We start from the raw sequence: 16,864 nt of genomic DNA on the forward strand, positions 1-16,864 counted from the left end.
GCTCGAGAAGTCTCTCAACACTCTCGCATGCAGGCGGATGACCTTACATTTCTCGAACGGCAGCTCTCGCGATCGCTGACACAACCATTGTAATCACAAACAGGATGAGCCCATAGCGGTTTTTCTGTTTCAGCCAGCAGACTCCAGCGATGCAGATTCCAATGCCTGTGAGCAGAGAGGCACTGCCTCGCAATATGTTTTTCCAGGTGAGGGCGACGCTGTCGAGGGCCGTGTATTCACCGTGACTGTATTCAATGGGCCCGTATTTGAGGTTGTAGTACACCAGCGAGCCGAGCATCATCAGGCCGCCCGCGATTAAAAACAGGCCGAACAGGGAAGTCACGACTCCGGCGATCAGATGCCAACGCATGGTTAAACTGGAACCTCACTTGTTCATATGAAATGAAATCATCGGTTGATTTTTATTTAGATTAACGAATTCCGGTTATTCGATCTCTTTGTACTGAGGGAGTTCCACAAATAAAAAAGGATCGTATTAATCAGTAATTGTAATGACCACGGAAAAATGATGCTGGTTCTGGCTCATTAAAAATACGTTAAGCGTATATTTCAATTATTCGATGCCTGTACCTTTACTGCCCCTCTGGTGACACAGCAATCTCTGCCAGGACGCCGAAATGGTCGCTGGGCCAGTCTGTGCCACTGGGTTGATTGAGGACGACGCGTGCGGAAGTCACGCGTGCATAACCGCGATAATGATGTGGCGAACCGATGAAGATGTAATCGATGCGGCGGTGATGGTCGGTGAGATGCCAGAACTGTGCGGTGGTCTTTTTCGCGTAGTGATTCCGTGTGGACCAGGTGTCGCCCGTGTCCCGGTTGCCCGCCGCTTCCCAGGCGTCGTAATAATGTGTGCTGCGTCCTTCTAGACTCTGGCGTCCGGTGAGAAACCGAATACTGGCGGAGTCGGGCGTGGCGTCGAAGTCGCCTGCGATAATCGGGGGGAAGCCTTTCGGATCGCTGATTTCACGCAGGAACCGGTCCAGGGCCACCGCATCGCGTTCGCGGTGGAGTTCCCGGTCAAACTGCCAGCGGGCTGTTCCGAATGTGGAGACAAACAGTAACGGTCCAATGGGCTGTGGTGCTGCGATTTCCACCGCCAGGGCTTTCCCGCTGCCGGGCAGTTTCTGAAATGCTTTACGTTTCAAAGGCCAGCGGGATGCGACTGCGACATCCAGCAGGCGGCGTTCCCGGGAATCACTTCCGTCGGATTCATGTTCGATATGGTAGTTCAAGCCCTGCAGCAACTGTTTCACCTGGTGTGCTGCGCCGGGCGTCCAGCCAGCCTCCTGGAAGCTGATTAGATCAGGTTGTAAAGCGACGATCTGCTCGCGCAGCATCTGCATGCGAGTCTCGTATGGTTCCGCATAGTTCCAGATATTCGCCGTCAGAACCCGTAGTGGACGGTCGAGAGCTTTAGAAGGTGCTGGTTCCTGGCCTGATGAAACCTGGCAGATCCATGCGGATACGATTAATATAATACTGCATATTCTCAGACGGCGGGGGATTCTCTGCATAGGTGAGTACTTTCAGTGTTTTCTGAAAAGTTCAGATAGTTGAGTCAGCTGATTTAAATTAAGTCTGAATCTAAAATCACTGCGCTTCAAGCCAGTCACAAAATTTATCCCAGATGTTTTCATCAAACACACCGCCAGCAGGTAAGCCTGCCGTTTGTGCAACTCTTTTCCACTGAGCGATATCGAAATCATCTGGAACTCGATTGGCCTGGATCAGTTCTATGATTAATCCTTCAAACGCCATTTCAGGCTCATTATGATTTAAGTAATGATCGACTCCCGCGAGTTCATCCTTGTCAAAGAGTCCCCGGCAAGATGTAATCAGTCCAGAAACTTCTTCACTTAATGCTGCGATCGCCTCGCTCGTCAATGGTTCGTGATACTCATCTGGCTTATTCACTGTGATTGTCGTTCCTATCGGGTTTTAGTAGTCTCATTGTTCCATTTCTGTCTGAGGCTGGTTGAACAGCAGGGCCAGTTCAGCGAGCAGGCGTTCTGAGGTGGTCATCTCTGCGCGTTCGCTGAGTACCTGCTTCGCGAGGGCCGGGACATTGGTCAGAATGCCATCAACGCCCCGGTTCATCATTTGTGACATCATGGCTGGATCGTCGACCGTCCAGACGTAAACGGGTTTGTCGGCCTGGTGGGCGCGGTTGACAAAGTTACGCGTGGCAAATTTGGCATTCACGGCCAGGAAGTCGGCTGGAATCTTTTTGAGGTTTCCCACGTGCACCGAAAGCAGCAGGCCGCATTTCCATTCCGGTCGCAGTGCTTTCATTTTTGCGATTCCTTCCGGTTTGAGCGACATGACCATGACCTGGTCTGCCATGCCAGCGGCTTCGACGATGTCGGCCACCCGCTGTTCCAGCTGTTGGTCGTGGCCGTAATATTTTAGTTCGATAATGACGCCCACTTTGTCTTTACAGAGTTGCAGAACTTCCGCAAGCGTAGGGACACGTTCGTCGGAAAAACTCGGATCGAACGAACTGCCAATGTCGACGTCGGTCAGATCATCGAAGGCTGCATCCCAGACTTTGAGTGGATTACCTGCGAGTTTCATGAAATCGCTGTCGTGGACCACAACGACTTTTCCATCTGAAGTTTCCTGCACGTCGAGTTCAATCCAGTCGGCTTTGTCCTCAATGGCCTGTTGAAAGGCTACCATAGAGTTCTCGGGCGCTGCTTTGGAGGCACCACGGTGAGCCATGATCTGCGGGTCTTCTTTGATCTCCAGTGACTGCAGTGATGTATAACCAATCAGAGCCGCGACAAGGACGCCGATGACAGCGGCGGCTGCCAGGCGTGAACGAGTCAAAATCGGGCTGGCATTTTGCAGGGGTTCTGTTGGCGTTGATTCAATTGCGCCGTTTGCCTGGGGATTCAACTTTAAGTATCCGTGAAACAGTAGTCCAGCGAAGGCAATGGTGGCAAACAGGTTCAGGATGAGTCCTGAAATGAAGAGAACGAACAACATCAGGCCGACGCGGGTGGCCATTACCAGAAGTGAGCCAGCCGACGCGGGAATCAGAAAACGACCGGCGATGCCGACGAATACCACCAGGATCAGATTTAACAGTATCACAACGCACAGCCAGGTGATCAGCCAGATCAGAACCTGACGGCGCTGACCGGAAATCAGTTTCTGACTGGCCTGTAGTCCTGCTTGAGGATGAACCTGATCAAACAGGATCAGGGGGAGCGCCAGGAACCAGCCGGAAAAGAGTCGCAGCAGGATACCCGTCAGGGTCAGCACCAGAACGACACCCAGGCCAACAGCGGTTTTGAATTCGGCGGGGCGCTCACTGAGATAATAGTTGATGTCATACTCCCCCAGCAGCCAGAGATAGACGGCACCTGCAATCAGTAGAAACGGCGCCAGAATCAGCAGACACCAGCCGATCATTTTAGCGGTGACGCGGAGAATGCGTGGTGCCTGACTGGCGGCAAAGCGGAGCGAGCCAATCGCCCCGATCTTCTGTCCTCTGGATTTCGCCGCCAGGATCACCAGGAGCGATGATTGTTCCAACGCGAGGATCGACAGCCAGACGGCCCCCAGCAGAATCACGCAGCACCAGCCAAAGGGGCCGGCAAAAAACAGGGCGATGTCGACGTCTGAGAGAACACTCTGACCGGCTACCGCCAGCAAGATATGAAACAGTGCCGCGAAGAGTGGTGTCAGCAGGATGAATGCCAGCAGTTTGTAAAGCAGATCAGTGGCGACCAGGGACTGCCAGACTGGCTTCAAGATTTCTGCAATCTGTCGAACGGTTTGAGCGGGAGACATGACTGCTTCCTGTCTGTGATTGAAGTGACGGGGTCCAGCGTGTCGTGGTTTGACCGATCAGCGGACCACAACGGGGATCACTCTCACAGCTTACCAGTAAACATTCTGTAAAGGAAAGAAATAATGACAGAAAGCAACTTCAGTTTCACATGAATAACGTTGTCGGTCGATCAAGGCATGTTTAAAATCAGAGAGTAAGTCAGGTTTGAATATCAACCGTTTACGTTATTGAACAGGGGGAGATCATGAAACGCGCTCAATTCAGAATTTCGTTGGCTGTAGTATTTATGCTCTTATCGTCGATGCTTTCGATTGCTTCTGCCGATGATGCGAAAGAGGCAGCTATCAAAAAAGACCGCCAGCAGATTGCCGGTACGTGGAGAGTTGTTTCGCTTGAGGTCAATGGCGTGAAGTCAAGTGAAACCGAAGCAAAGAAGATCACGGTCATGAACGGCGTCGATGGATCGTGGGTCCTGCGTTCTGAGGGGAATGAAATCGGACAGGGGACGACGACTCTTGACCCGACACAAAGTCCGAAAGCGATCGACATTAAATCGACCACGGGACCAAATCAGGATAAAGCGATACCGGGTATCTACAAACTGGAGAAGAATACCCGCAAACTCTGCTTTGCGCAAGCCGGTCACACCCGTCCGACTGAATTTAGCTCAACCGCTGCGAACCAGCAGATTCTGGTGACATTTGAGAGAGTCAAGTCGGAGTAGTAAAACTTCTATCTGGTACTGGAGAGAACAGGAGAGGAACCATGAATATCAAGCTGGCATTGATTACCGTCCTGATCGCGTCCGCATCGGGTGTATTTGGTCTCTGGTACCTTTCTGATTTTCAGGCTCTCGATAATTGGCTGGTTGTGATTGTGGCAGGTGCCTCTCTGGCGATCTGGGTGCCGATGTCTTTGTTGTACTATCGCCTGGAATATATGCTTCCCCTTGCCGTTTATTTTGGATTTCTGTCCCCGTTTATTGGCGGATGTATCACGCTCCCCCCCTGGTCTTTCGTGCTGTTGTTTTCCAAACCGGAGTTTACGATCTCACTCGGAATTGGTACTTCCCTGGTGATTTATGCGGTCGCCCGATATTTTGCGTACTCTGATTTTCGTCTCTGAAAATAATTACCGTGTTGATATGATCTCCTGTGTATTGAATGAGGATCATCCAATAACTCTCAAATGTCCAAAATACCCCGTATTTAATTCTGAAGTTCAACGGGTAATTTCTGAAAGAGGATTGACTGGAAATCGTACAGATGACTCTACAACTGCAAACAAACCGTGATCTCTATCTTGCCGTCAATCTCCTTTCAAAAGAACACGAGAAGTGTGATCTTCCACTTGAATTATATCTGCTTGCTGTACTCAGTCGGTCGGCTGCCTTCTGCCAACATGACGTGCTGTCGTTGTCTGAACTTTTCGATTTGATTTCATCCGGATTTACTGAAAAACCAATGTCTTTCGATGACAGGTGGCGTGATCAATACGATCAACTTTCAGAAGATCTAAATGGGTACGTTGGCTGGCGTAATGCGATGATTCACCAGATCGTTGATCTCCGGGAGATGGATGAATGTGGCACTCTGAAAAATGAGATGCGATCCTTTGGAGTCTCGTCACCGCGGGATTCGACCTGGTTTAATTTTGAGCCGATACAGTATCTTGAGTGTGCGATGGAAGGTTCTTTCGGTGGATGGGAGCCGGACGACGATTCCGATCGCGATTACGTTCCCGGTCAGGTTGGCGTAGTATCCGAAGATGGTTCTATTCAGTCAATCAATGCTGAAGACATGCCTCATTCAATATTTGAAATTTCCAGCGTAACCTGGGAGCAGATGAAAGATTTCAATTATTGTGGTCAAATCTATGAGTGACGTTTAAACGTTGTTCCACAGACTGCTGCGTGAGGGCTTTGATTGTCTCACCTGAATTGATAAAGCGTATTCCTCAATCAGAAACATGTACCAATGCAAAAACAACATAGTGTGTTATTAACGGTTCTCCTCCTTCTGACAGCCTTGCCTGGCTTTGCGACTGCGGAAGAATTTCGAGTCGAAACACCAGCCGCGTTGCAAACCGCCATGAAGTCGGCGAAGCCGGGGGATGTGATTCAGATTATCGGTGCTGACTGGTCCGATGTGGAAATCAAACTCTATCTTCAGGGAACGAAAGAAAAGCCGATCACCGTGCAGTCGCAGGTTGCGTTCACCGGCGCATCGGAGCTGAATCTGCTCGGTGAATATGTGGTTCTTGACGGCTTCACCTTTCGGAACGGCAGTCTGAAGACGGGGCATGTCATCCGTGTGCGGGGGGCACACAACCGGGTGACCCGCTGTATCATCGAAAACTATAATCCTGAAAACATCGAGACCCGGTACCAGTGGCTCAGTCTTTACGGCCATCATCATCGCGTGGATCATTGCCGATTCGAAGGTCAGAAGCATTCCGGCACCACTCTGGTTGTCTGGCTCGACGAAGACGGTGAAGTGGGACGGCACCGCATTGAACGCAATCATTTTCTGAATCGTGCCCGGGGGAACGGTAACGGCTTTGAAACACTGCGGATTGGCACCAGTGAAACTTCGATGAAATCGGCGCAATGTGTCGTTGCTGAGAACCTGTTCGAAAACTGTGACGGCGAGGTGGAACTCATTTCCAACAAGTCGTGCGATAACATTTACGAACGGAATACCATTGTCGGCTGCGCGGGTGCTCTGACGTTGCGGCACGGCAATAACTGCATCGTCCGCGAAAATCTGATTCTGGGTGACGGCGAACGCCATTCGGGCGGCATTCGCGTTGTCGGCACAGGACATCAGATCATCGGCAATCACATTGAAGGGGTAGGGGTCCGGATCGACGGCGCGATTGCCCTTAGTGCCGGTGTTGTGGACCCGAAGTTAAATCAACATGCACAGGTCCAGAATGTTCTCATCGAAGGTAACACGCTGATCGATAACGCAGGAGAAGAAATCGTGCAGGGGCACGGTCTGGGTAGCCGTTCGCGCACACTGCTGCCGGTGAATATCACGATCAAAAACACCCGTCGCACGGGTAAGCCACAACTCAAGCGATTGAAACCCGCTGACGTCGGCCCTGATGCTTTTGCAAAATAGGCTGCGATTCGTGAATCGGCCAGCAGAATTGACGTAGATCACCACATCTTGCTGGCAGATCCGGTACAAATTCTGGTTGACGATCGTGTCTCTTTCGGGGTACAAACAGCAGCACAAACCGGCCCCGATACTGTTCCCGGATGCTTCGACTGCTGGATATTTTATCTAAAGCATGTGACTTTCATCCCTTATGGTATTTCAAACCAGAAGTAAGAGGCTTCAAAATGTTTTGGGTCAAGACGACGGGATATCTGGTTCTGGTTTCGATCGCGCTCCTGAACCAGGAGCAGCAACCGCAACGCGAGTATACGCAGGCTGAAAAAGCAGTGCTGACCGAACTCTGCGTCACCGTCACACTGGATATGCTTAAGCAGGACGAACTCACAACAGGGGAACCCTGTTTCTTTACCCATGGCGACGACAAGGGAAAGTTCATTCCGTTTCGAGAATCCATTCTGAAAAGAATTAAAAAACAGGGGATCAATGCCTACCCCACAACAGCAATGGTCGGTAAAGGGGAGATCGATGAAACTTCCAAAAGATTACGACAAGGGGAACCCGCATTCGTTTTAGCAGAAAACAATCAGCCAGGCAGACTCTATATCATTGAATTTAAGGACTATGAGGATAACTCTGCCCGTTTCCAGGCTTCCATGCTGAAGAAGAAAGGCATCAGCAGTACGTATATCTATCGACTGAAAAAAACGAGTGATGACTGGGAAATTGAGGGTAAAGATGGTCTCATTTATTAATGTTTGTATTTCGTTACGATCGTTTTTCATGACCGATTGAAAAAGCAGCTGTTCAGTCGAATGCGACATTGAATCAAAAATCTAAGGTGACTCCGAGAGTCCATCATCTGCTCACAGATGACCGTGACCCTGCGAATGACAAGATTGTAAGCCAGCATATGCATCTCACATCAATTGAAAAAGCGCTGATCCTCGCAGCTTATTTCCGTGGTGGTAGTCCGGATGACGAGACCTGGACTTCGAATACGGATCAGATTTTGACACTCTCGCTCTTTTATTCTGGAGAGTTGACTGCCGAAGAATGCGTCCGGCGTTTTGCGCGTCGTTCTGGTCTGCAGAAGCTGTATACTGCGGAGGGGGAACTGACGGAAGAAATCGCCAACCGTTACCAGGTCTTGATTCAACTGCTGCAGAAGCATCCGGGGTTAATCGAGGGGAATGGAAATTTCACGCTGCCCGCCCATCCCACATTCACGTCATGTCGACTGACCAATGATGGCTTTCTGCTGGCTGCAAGTCTGATCAACAGATTTCCTCAAAAGCCAGCATTCCCAGACTGGCCGGATCAGCGAATCATGACAGAAAGCAACTCTTAAAACAGCTTGGTCCTGAGTATTTTCCTGTTGTACAGCTTAGCCAGTTATAGTGAATCAGGGAACAGACTGCACTCATGGTTGTTGTTTGAAGAGAGAGATGATCAGAATGGTTTCATATCTCCAGGTATTGTTGTATATGATATACAGACAGGTTCATTCTCTCTGACATTCGTCCTGTTATGGAGTTAGAGGAAATACAGATTACGGCCGGGAATTGCTTTCCCTGCTTCAACGATTTTCAGATTAAGCAGCAGCATGGAATTTTATGAAGAACACATGGAGCGTCTTTCATTACGTGAATTTCTCCGGTTGTGCTCCCCGCGCATTGTGCTGGGTTTTTATGTCTGGTTAATGTGCAAATTTCGTCTGGCGCACACCAAACCCGGCATCAGTCCGGTGAAAGAGGATATTCGTGAGCGGTTGATTGAACTGGATCAGGTTCCGGAAACGTCGCGGTCGGAGGTGATCTCTATCCTCGATCACTTTGCAGAACAGGGATTCGTAGAGCCTCTGCTGGAAAGCTACCTGCACGGACGAAACCGTGATCATTTAAAGCTGATTGGTGTCCGCGTTCTGTCACGGCACAAAAGTGGTCGGTATGTCGTATCGGCTCCAGTCATTTTCGGTGAAGCGAACTCTGCCTGTTGGGGCAACGATGGGCTGCACACCTTTATTGACTCGGAAAGAACGATCACAACTACGGTGGGAAGTCAGAGATTTGATAAGACACCGGGAAGTTCAGTGACATATCATTCGGAGTGCAAAATTGAGGAGTTACTGGAGCATCATCGACAGGTGGTTGCCAAACGGGGAGAATCTTACCAGACCATACATAACCAGGACGAAATGCTGCTGTATCTGCAGCGTCTGTCAGATCGCTTTGTAAATCAACTGGTACAACGGGGATACCTGGTTCCATTCGAGCCGGAAGAAGGACCGGAACTGCCCGAGATGATCGATTACGGGTTTAAACCCGTGAAAGATGAGAATGTATTCACAATTCCCCTCTGGCTGGTTTTTGTCTTTGTCGCGCTTACCGTTATCCTGTTCAAGCTGTTGAAATAAACCGGATTTCACAGGGCATTCCAATACGAAGTAATGAGAGTTTCGACGAGTATGATTTGTATAAACGATATGCTGCAAGCCGCTTGTAGTGCTTCATTTCTTTACTCGCGCCGATCCTTAGTGATCGATTAACGCAGCGCCGAGTATCTCTTGACAATAATTGCCTGTTGAGACAGGGACCTATCGATTCTATGGATGATGAATTGTACCGGAACGGTTCAGGATCGCCGCTGTTTCTTTTTGGGTTCTGAGAATGTCAGTCATTCGCTTCTGGCAGCAATAGCAGCTTCACCGGGATGTTTTTGATAAGTCCTGTCTTGAATCTCTGCCGCACAATCTCGACTTTTTCGATGTCCTGTTTCTGCGCGAACGATTTGGAGACACGGATCTCATTTAGCTGTCCGTCAGGTTCTATGATTGTGGAATACTGTCCCTGTAATGGTGCTTTTTGACCACGCAGATAGACACGGCATTCGTACTGCGTCAGCTTGTCAGCGGTTTCCCTGTTAACCTGTAATACAGCTGCTGTTTTATCGTAGGCGATTTGAAATTTTCCTGTTGCCGGATCTGTTTCCCTCGCTCGGTTCGGGTCAAGATACCAGCTGACCCCTTTGGCAATCTGTACCGGCTCGTCGGGAATCTCCTTCAGTGTTTTGGCGATCACCCTGTTTTCGATGGGGTATCTGATCTCCACTGCGATTTCCTCGGGCCAGTTCGCAAGAGTACTCTGATAAGGTGCAGCCGCTGATACGATCATTCCATTACGAGGGCTATTCACCGTTGCTCCGCCTGTGTGACGGACGCCATCGGCGGTGATCACTGTAGGCAGGACAGGGGAGTCCACCAGTCGCCCGTCAACCTGAAAGACCATGCTCAACGGATTCAGATCGTCTTCCTGGCGCCAATAGACATCAAAGGATTTTACTTGCTTGAGAATTTCGTCTGACTTTTCCTGACTCAAAATCGTGCCGTCTGGCTTCCAGACCGTACTGGGAATCGACATGCCTGTCGAGCGAACCCCATCCTGCTGCCAGGCGAGATAGAGCAGCTTCGGTGCTGTCACCGGATTTTCCGGATCAGGAAGCCCCAGCGGAACTGCTTCTGCTTCGGTTGAGGGAGAATTTGTTTCTGCCTGCGCGGGTCCGGTTTCCTGTCCCGAGTGAACTGCGTTGCCCACCGGTAAAAGCAGGAGACCGAATACGATTGCGACCAGCCATGTCTAGCGTGGGGTACGCGCAGCAAACACCAGAGAATAAATCGATGTCGATGTCAGTGGTAGCTCCTTCGTTATTTTCTGTTTTATTTCAGAACGTGCGGATCGAGCCAGACGGCGTGTGCACCCCGATTAATCGCTTTTGTTTCCGTGCGAATTACCAGTCGGTTAATGTTCTTGACCGAAACTTTACAGAACTGCACGTCCTGTTGATCTTTCAAAGGGCATTTCCAGAGAACTTTGTTGTCTCCCAAGACCATAAAAGTAACGGTACCGGTGAATTGATAATTATCATCCTTGAGAGCCACGCCGGTGACAAACGTTTTGAATTGACCGTCCAACTGGTATGACACGCTTGCGGAACCTCGACTGGCCGGAACCATACCCAGGCCATTGGGAAACTCAATCTGATTGACGGTAAATCGTCCCTTGCCATTTCCCGGATCACCATTCTTCCCGAAAGGCCATCCACCATGAGCCACATCCTCTTCCTGCATGTGATTCAGATACCGCAGGGGCATCTGGTTTAACCTGGCATTCAGTACCGCTCGATCGGGGCCCAGCGTGCGCGACCATGCCTGGCTATACAGGTCATACGCGTGCATTTCCAGTTCCTGCTGTGTTGAGCCTTTCTCTGTCTGAGCTAACTGATACCAGCCATTGGCCACCGTGAGCTGGGCATCGTTATCATTTGAGCTGGCGATTTCCTGCTTTGCCAGGTTTTGATACTCCGCATCATCTCCTTTCGCGAGCCAGAACAGTCCTTCTTTCCAGTCGTTCAATTTTAAAGCGACAAACTTTCCGTATTGGGCTGCGGCGCTGGCGTCATTCGGATTCTCCTGCAGTTTTTGATGAGATTTTTCCACATCACGATATTCGTTTGACAGCATGATGCTGCGTTTTTTTAAGCTGTTCGCCAAAGTAAAGGCATGGTTGCTGCGTGCCGATTTACCGATTTTGCTGGCGAAAGTAGCGATTTTCACTGCAGAAGAATAATCGCCTGACTGGATCGCAGACTGACTGGCGTTGATCGCGTCAAACGCCACATCTTTCAACCTCCCCTGGGAAGGGGCCGTTTTCGCATCCTGTAACAGTTGTTTGTATTTCTCATTGAAATCAATATTCCCGGCAGGGGGAAACGCCTGCAGAACCCGAGTTCCTTCTGGAAGGAGCAGAGCACACAAGAGAATCAACAGCATGTGAACAACAAACTGACTTTTATATGATGACATTACTGAGCCCGATCGATATTTATTCGAACGCTTGTAGGAATAGACAGAAATACAGTCTCCATCCTAAGTGAACCACTGTGACATGCCAAGCTTTCTTTCAACAGTTTCAACCGGAATATCCCAATTGGATCAAGTTCCTGATTCGTTGCCAGGATCGACGTCGATTCAAAACTGATCTCCGGAACACTTTTATTTGTGTTACTGTACAAGGCTGTTATCATAGAGCGAGTGTCTGAAACATCTGCCAGATCACAATCTGCATGACAGTCTCTGGAGAACAAAATGTTCTGCTATCCGATACTGCGAAATCTTCTGTGCGGCACGGTAATGCTGATGGCGGTATGGAGCTGCCAGCCGACGGCTTCCGATATGCCAGCCGGGAACGCTACTAAAGAGAAGACGGAAGCCCCACAGCAGTTGACATCCCCGGAGGAAGTGACCGCTGCCCTGGAAGCGCGCTGGTCGCTGGATGACATCAAAACCTATTGTATTCCGGAACGGCGTGTAAACCCTATGTGCCAGAACCTGGTAACAGATGTTGGCGTGACCTGGAAGGGAACACTCTACGAAGATGTACCGACGGGCTTTACAACGATCAAATGGTACGGCACTGCAGTGGATGGCGGGCTGTATGAATACTCGTTAAACGTCAGTCGAGGCGATAGCAGCTGGAATCTGGAAATCGGGAACGTCGAATCGTTCGCGAGACGCCCGAATGTCGCCCCCGATCCCTCAGGACAATGTTTTATCGGCAGCGCGCCCCCTGAAAAACAGGAGACCGACGATACCGTTGCGCCTGGATTTGTTGCGCCTCTCAAACGTGAACCTCTCAAACCTGAATAAGTCTGAAGGGTTCAAAGTGGTAAGGATAGAGTGTCAGAGAGTTTGGAAAACTGTATTGAGGTCTGTTCCTTAGAACTCAGTCTTATTTATTCTCAGATCAGTGAGTAAAGCAGTGTTATTCATCGTACCATTTATCACGTTGTTACTGGGCCTCTACTGCATGACAATCCTGCTGTCATACCGCATGGGTGTTTTCGGAATGGTCTTATCACAACTCCTGATCGGGTTTTATTTTTTGATGGGGCTGGCCGTAGCGATACACATTTATGGCGGTTATGAACCCGAACAGATTATCGGCTGTCAGATCGAAGCGTTCCTTGCCAACCTGTTGGTTTTCCCCTTTGCTGTATTCGCAATCTGGAAAGGAAGAAATTATCGAGCCAGAAAAGAGAGCAGTCAGTTCTGAGTCTTAGACAAGTGATCTGCTCCCCATTGCCTCTCCTGATCAGCCGCAGGGCATTCGCTCAAGTAAATCATGAGACACAAAGAGCTGAGGAGCTCCTCGAATGTGACTCGAACTTTGAAATCCGTCAAAACAAACGTGAAACAACAGCAGGGCCACTGGATGTGGGAAGCCAGGGTTCCTTTTCTGAACGGCATCGAAGTTGACATAGAAGTAACAATATTTCTCTTCAACTCGCGGTCTGATTTCCGAGTGCCGCCGGCATTGTTAAATGCATGGTTTCTGTGTCTCAAATTCAGTCATCAAACGGCTGGTACAAGAAATTGGAACGGCTCTGACGGTTCAAAGCTGGTTGACTGGTCTCCCGCCAGATCCGGGTTTCCGTCAAGCGTCAGTTTCCTGACTCCTGCCCCTTCGCTGAAATCGAGTTGGCTGAGTCGTACCCAGACCAGACTCGGGCTGGCCGTATTTTCGAAGAAATAGACCCGGTTCTTCTGATCGCTGACCGTGCGCCAGATCGTCGTCGAGATATTGGGCTGATCGGGAGTACTGATCCCGCGCGGTACACTCACATTTCGCATGACACTGAATACACTGGCCACGGCTTCGCGTGCCTGGTCTGACTGATGACAGGCATTGATATAAAAGGAAGCCCGGGCAAATCGATCTGCCGCGCGGTTGGTTCCCGGCAACATGACTGTCCCGCCGATCTGCTGCCAGTAGCGGTTGAGGGCCAGTTGTTCGTCAAATACCGGCGAATTCGTCATCACCTGGAACTCGCGGGCGTGGTGAATTTTCAATTCGCCGTTGATGTATTCAAAAATCGCAGAATCGCCGGACGGATCGGAGATCGCCAGATGCACGGTTCCTTCCGCGCCGTTGGGAGCGACCACCGGGACCATGCGGAACGATTCTTTTTCAATTTCAGCAACCGCTTCAGCCACAGTGGCGAACTGATCGAGCACGTATTGAGCCCAGACGGTGATCACAATCGCCGGTCGCGTATCCTGTTCGACATGATATTGTGACTCCGCCAGGTAAAGCAGATTGGCGACCAGGCCTTGCTCATTCATGCCGTCCGCGGTGCCTCCTTCGTAAACCGAAGCAATCAGGCTTCCATAGCGACTGGTCCAGGTAAGCGAGGCGTCCCCCAAGCCTCCATTGCGGCTCATGCCCCGGGGAAACACCCAGAGATTGGTGTGCATTTCTTCCTTCCAGTCCATGGTTCGACCCGTGACTGTCTGATTGTCCTTACCAAAATAAACCGCACGTGTGCACATAGATCTGTTTTTCTATAAATGGAGTGAAACGGGCTGGAGATTTGATTCTGAGATACTCATATCAGACCTGAATTGTTTTGAGTAGAGGCAAAGACCAGTTTCATTCTTCAGGACTACGATCAACAGGAAAAGTACATGAACAGACAATAGAACTCCAGGTAGAAGTATCCCTCAATCATCACTTGTAATTGGCCGAATATACAGTAAATTGGTTATGTTCACACCCTCTATCCAGAACACGATCAGGCCCTTTACCCGCCATGCCGATGATTCTTGAACAGTTTATTTCTCAGATCGGGGAAAGTGGCATTCTCTCTGCTGAGGATGTCGCTGCTTTTTTGAAATCACAGTCCACTGAGATCGATTCGGTGGAAGAGTTGAGCAGCCTGCTGGTGGAGCACAATAAACTGACGCCGTACCAGGCTCAAATGATCTGTGAAGGCCGGGGACAGAAACTGCTGCTGGGGAACTACCTGATCCGGGACCGGATTGGCGGCGGGGGGATGGGTGATGTTTACCTGGCGGAACACCGTCGCATGGAACGACTGGTGGCATTGAAAATGTTGCCAGCCGTCATGAGCGCGAATGAACAGTCGATTCAGCGGTTCCATCGGGAGGTCAAAGCGGTCGCCCGCTTGAATCATCCCCATATTGTCACCGCTTATGATGCCGATGAGTATAATCAGATTCATTTCCTGGTGATGGAGTACGTGCCCGGTACGAATCTCTCAGCCTGTGTGAAAACCCACGGGCCGTTCCCCGTCGATCAGGCGCTGAATTTAATTCTGCAGGCGGCCCGGGGGCTGGAATATGCTCACGAACAGGGAATTATTCATCGCGATATCAAACCTGCCAACATACTGCTGGACAATTCAGGAACGGTTAAAGTTCTGGATATGGGGCTGGCCCGGATTGATAATCCCAATGAAGAGCACACGGTCACTTCCCTGACCGAATCGGGCAGCATGATGGGGACCATCGACTTTATGTCGCCCGAGCAGGCCCTCAATACACATTCGGCAGATCGCCGTTCCGATATTTACAGCCTGGGATGTTCGTTCTATTTTTTATTGACCGGCGACCCGGTTTACAGCGGAACCAGTGTGATCAGCAAAATTCTTGCCCATCGAGAACAGGCAATCCCTTCGCTCTGTCATGCGTGTCCGGAAATTCCTCCAGCCGTCGATGCGCTTTATCAAAAAATGATCGCCAAGGAACCTGCTGATCGTTTCCAGACGATGCAGGAAGTAATCGAGGCCATTCAGGAATGTCTTCCCCAGAATGCGGATTCGAGCCCATCGATGGGTTCTGCATTACGGCCCTCACAGCAGAGCTGGTCTGCTTCGCCTGAACCAGTCAAAGTGCTCCCGGGGAGCGAACAACGGACGCAGTTTTTTTCAGACTCTCTGCCAGACGCGAAGGGAGCCACCGTTAATGATCCGGTTGTGCAAGGTCAGAAGGGGAGAGGACCACGAGGCTGGATGCTTGCAGGAACCCTGCTGGCTTCGCTGGTGTTGCTGGCAGGTTTTGTTCTCTATAGTGGGCCCCCTGCCGCAACGGTCGTTCTGGATCTGGATCAGCCTGATCTGGCAGGAGCCGTAGTCTCTGTCGATGATCAACGGGCGATGATCGTCAAATCAGGCACAGGTTTGGAACGTGTCAGGATACCGGCGGACGGTAAATCTCATACCGTGCAAGTGTTAAAAAACGGCTACGAGACTTTCACAAAACAATTCACCATGAAAGCAGGTCAGGAAGAAACGGTCCGCGTGCAGTTGAACGCACTGCCGGCAGCAGGGAACCAAAGTCTTCCAGAGAACTATGCACTGGAGTTTGACGGAGAGTCGAGTGCTGTTGAACTGCCGGGTCTGAAGTACGACGGCACACATCCCTTTACCCTGGAAGCAACTATCCGTCCTTTGAAACGTGAAAGTGAGCAAAGCATCGATGTGGCCCTGATGATGGGGAACGTCAATTTTCGAGTTTCGGTCTTGGAAGAAAATGGACTTAGCCGATTTTTAGTGACGTCGGGAATTAAAGGGGAAAAGCATATTCGCCTCTTCTCTCATCCCGTTAAGAGAACGGTTGCTGCACACCATGTGGCTGCCATCTACGATGGTACCCAAATCCGTTTGTATGTGAATGGAGAACAGACTCACTATTCGGTTGAAGTCAGTGATAAGCAAAATAACTACACACCGATGACAGACTCTATAGAACTGGAGCAGGTTTATACTAACGCGATTTTTCAAATCGGTCGTACAACCAGTAATCCGACGAGCAATCACAGTTTTCGGGGAATTATTGACGAGGTCCGTCTCTCGAGCATTGTTCGTTACACTAATAATTTCACTCCGGAAAAACGGTTGAAAGCCGATGAACACACCATGGGGCTCTACCACTTTGATGAAGTCGGATCGAACGTATTAAAAGACTCTTCCGGCAATGGACGCGACGGCAGAATCATCGGTGCCCGGTGGGTCACAGTTGATGATCAGCTGAATGTGATCGAGTAAGAACAATCGGGAAATT

Annotated in this window: 17 protein-coding genes; 10 read left to right on the forward strand and 7 right to left on the reverse strand. The window is 50.2% G+C overall.

What is annotated here, in order from left to right:
- Nucleotides 1-43: 43 nt before the first annotated feature.
- From ACN0YN_RS21675 to ACN0YN_RS21690, 4 genes are all read right to left on the reverse strand, one after another.
- Nucleotides 44-370: a hypothetical protein gene (locus tag ACN0YN_RS21675; protein WP_417387113.1), complete on the reverse strand. Its 327-nt coding sequence runs from the start codon at nucleotides 368-370 to the stop codon at nucleotides 44-46.
- Nucleotides 371-593: 223 nt separating this feature from the next.
- Nucleotides 594-1,538, reverse strand: a complete 945-nt coding sequence (locus ACN0YN_RS21680) for an endonuclease/exonuclease/phosphatase family protein (protein WP_417387114.1) — start codon at nucleotides 1,536-1,538, stop codon at nucleotides 594-596.
- A 76-nt stretch (nucleotides 1,539-1,614) separates the two neighbouring features.
- The gene (locus ACN0YN_RS21685; protein ID WP_417387115.1) at nucleotides 1,615-1,938 is read right to left on the reverse strand and encodes a hypothetical protein; all 324 of its coding nucleotides are present in this window, start codon (nucleotides 1,936-1,938) and stop codon (nucleotides 1,615-1,617) included.
- A 33-nt stretch (nucleotides 1,939-1,971) separates the two neighbouring features.
- Nucleotides 1,972-3,822 (reverse strand): glycerophosphodiester phosphodiesterase, encoded by a 1,851-nt coding sequence (locus ACN0YN_RS21690; protein ID WP_417387116.1) that lies wholly within the window; start codon nucleotides 3,820-3,822, stop codon nucleotides 1,972-1,974.
- A gap of 245 nt (nucleotides 3,823-4,067) precedes the next feature.
- On the opposite strand from ACN0YN_RS21690, the gene ACN0YN_RS21695 reads away from it, so the two are divergent.
- From ACN0YN_RS21695 to ACN0YN_RS21725, 7 genes are all read left to right on the forward strand, one after another.
- Nucleotides 4,068-4,547, forward strand: a complete 480-nt coding sequence (locus ACN0YN_RS21695; RefSeq protein ID WP_417387117.1) for a TIGR03067 domain-containing protein — start codon at nucleotides 4,068-4,070, stop codon at nucleotides 4,545-4,547.
- 41 nt (nucleotides 4,548-4,588) lie between these two features.
- On the forward strand, nucleotides 4,589-4,948 hold the full coding sequence (locus tag ACN0YN_RS21700; protein WP_417387118.1) for a hypothetical protein: 360 nt from the start codon (nucleotides 4,589-4,591) through the stop codon (nucleotides 4,946-4,948).
- A 338-nt stretch (nucleotides 4,949-5,286) separates the two neighbouring features.
- Nucleotides 5,287-5,706 carry a hypothetical protein gene (locus ACN0YN_RS21705; RefSeq protein WP_417387119.1) on the forward strand — a complete coding sequence of 140 codons (420 nt, stop codon included), beginning with the start codon at nucleotides 5,287-5,289 and terminating at the stop codon, nucleotides 5,704-5,706.
- Between the two features lie 93 nt (nucleotides 5,707-5,799).
- Nucleotides 5,800-6,948: a polysaccharide lyase 6 family protein gene (locus ACN0YN_RS21710; protein WP_417387120.1), complete on the forward strand. Its 1,149-nt coding sequence runs from the start codon at nucleotides 5,800-5,802 to the stop codon at nucleotides 6,946-6,948.
- Between the two features lie 224 nt (nucleotides 6,949-7,172).
- Complete coding sequence (locus tag ACN0YN_RS21715) at nucleotides 7,173-7,700, forward strand: hypothetical protein (RefSeq protein WP_417387121.1); 528 nt, start codon at nucleotides 7,173-7,175, stop codon at nucleotides 7,698-7,700.
- An 86-nt stretch (nucleotides 7,701-7,786) separates the two neighbouring features.
- On the forward strand, nucleotides 7,787-8,296 hold the full coding sequence (locus ACN0YN_RS21720; RefSeq protein ID WP_417387122.1) for a hypothetical protein: 510 nt from the start codon (nucleotides 7,787-7,789) through the stop codon (nucleotides 8,294-8,296).
- Between the two features lie 255 nt (nucleotides 8,297-8,551).
- On the forward strand, nucleotides 8,552-9,361 hold the full coding sequence (locus tag ACN0YN_RS21725) for a hypothetical protein (protein ID WP_417387123.1): 810 nt from the start codon (nucleotides 8,552-8,554) through the stop codon (nucleotides 9,359-9,361).
- A gap of 256 nt (nucleotides 9,362-9,617) precedes the next feature.
- On the opposite strand, the gene ACN0YN_RS21730 is transcribed toward ACN0YN_RS21725, so the two are convergent.
- On the reverse strand, nucleotides 9,618-10,538 hold the full coding sequence (locus ACN0YN_RS21730; protein WP_417387124.1) for a hypothetical protein: 921 nt from the start codon (nucleotides 10,536-10,538) through the stop codon (nucleotides 9,618-9,620).
- A gap of 122 nt (nucleotides 10,539-10,660) precedes the next feature.
- Complete coding sequence (locus tag ACN0YN_RS21735; RefSeq protein WP_417387125.1) at nucleotides 10,661-11,806, reverse strand: NPCBM/NEW2 domain-containing protein; 1,146 nt, start codon at nucleotides 11,804-11,806, stop codon at nucleotides 10,661-10,663.
- Nucleotides 11,807-12,139: 333 nt separating this feature from the next.
- Here ACN0YN_RS21735 and ACN0YN_RS21740 point away from each other — a divergent pair, with 333 nt between their 5' ends.
- Together ACN0YN_RS21740 and ACN0YN_RS21745 are read left to right on the forward strand one after the other, a co-directional pair.
- Nucleotides 12,140-12,649, forward strand: coding sequence for a hypothetical protein (locus ACN0YN_RS21740; RefSeq protein ID WP_417387126.1), 510 nt, complete (start codon nucleotides 12,140-12,142; stop codon nucleotides 12,647-12,649).
- A 112-nt stretch (nucleotides 12,650-12,761) separates the two neighbouring features.
- Nucleotides 12,762-13,055: a hypothetical protein gene (locus ACN0YN_RS21745; protein ID WP_417387127.1), complete on the forward strand. Its 294-nt coding sequence runs from the start codon at nucleotides 12,762-12,764 to the stop codon at nucleotides 13,053-13,055.
- Between the two features lie 299 nt (nucleotides 13,056-13,354).
- Here the strand turns inward: ACN0YN_RS21745 and ACN0YN_RS21750 are convergent, their stop codons facing one another.
- Nucleotides 13,355-14,332: a linear amide C-N hydrolase gene (locus tag ACN0YN_RS21750; protein ID WP_417387128.1), complete on the reverse strand. Its 978-nt coding sequence runs from the start codon at nucleotides 14,330-14,332 to the stop codon at nucleotides 13,355-13,357.
- Nucleotides 14,333-14,592: 260 nt separating this feature from the next.
- Between ACN0YN_RS21750 and ACN0YN_RS21755 the strand changes: the two genes are divergently transcribed.
- Complete coding sequence (locus tag ACN0YN_RS21755) at nucleotides 14,593-16,848, forward strand: protein kinase domain-containing protein (RefSeq protein ID WP_417387129.1); 2,256 nt, start codon at nucleotides 14,593-14,595, stop codon at nucleotides 16,846-16,848.
- The last annotated feature ends 16 nt before the right edge of the window (nucleotides 16,849-16,864 follow it).

The sequence above is a fragment of the Gimesia sp. genome (assembly GCF_048260065.1).
Classification (GTDB): Bacteria; Planctomycetota; Planctomycetia; order Planctomycetales; family Planctomycetaceae; genus Gimesia.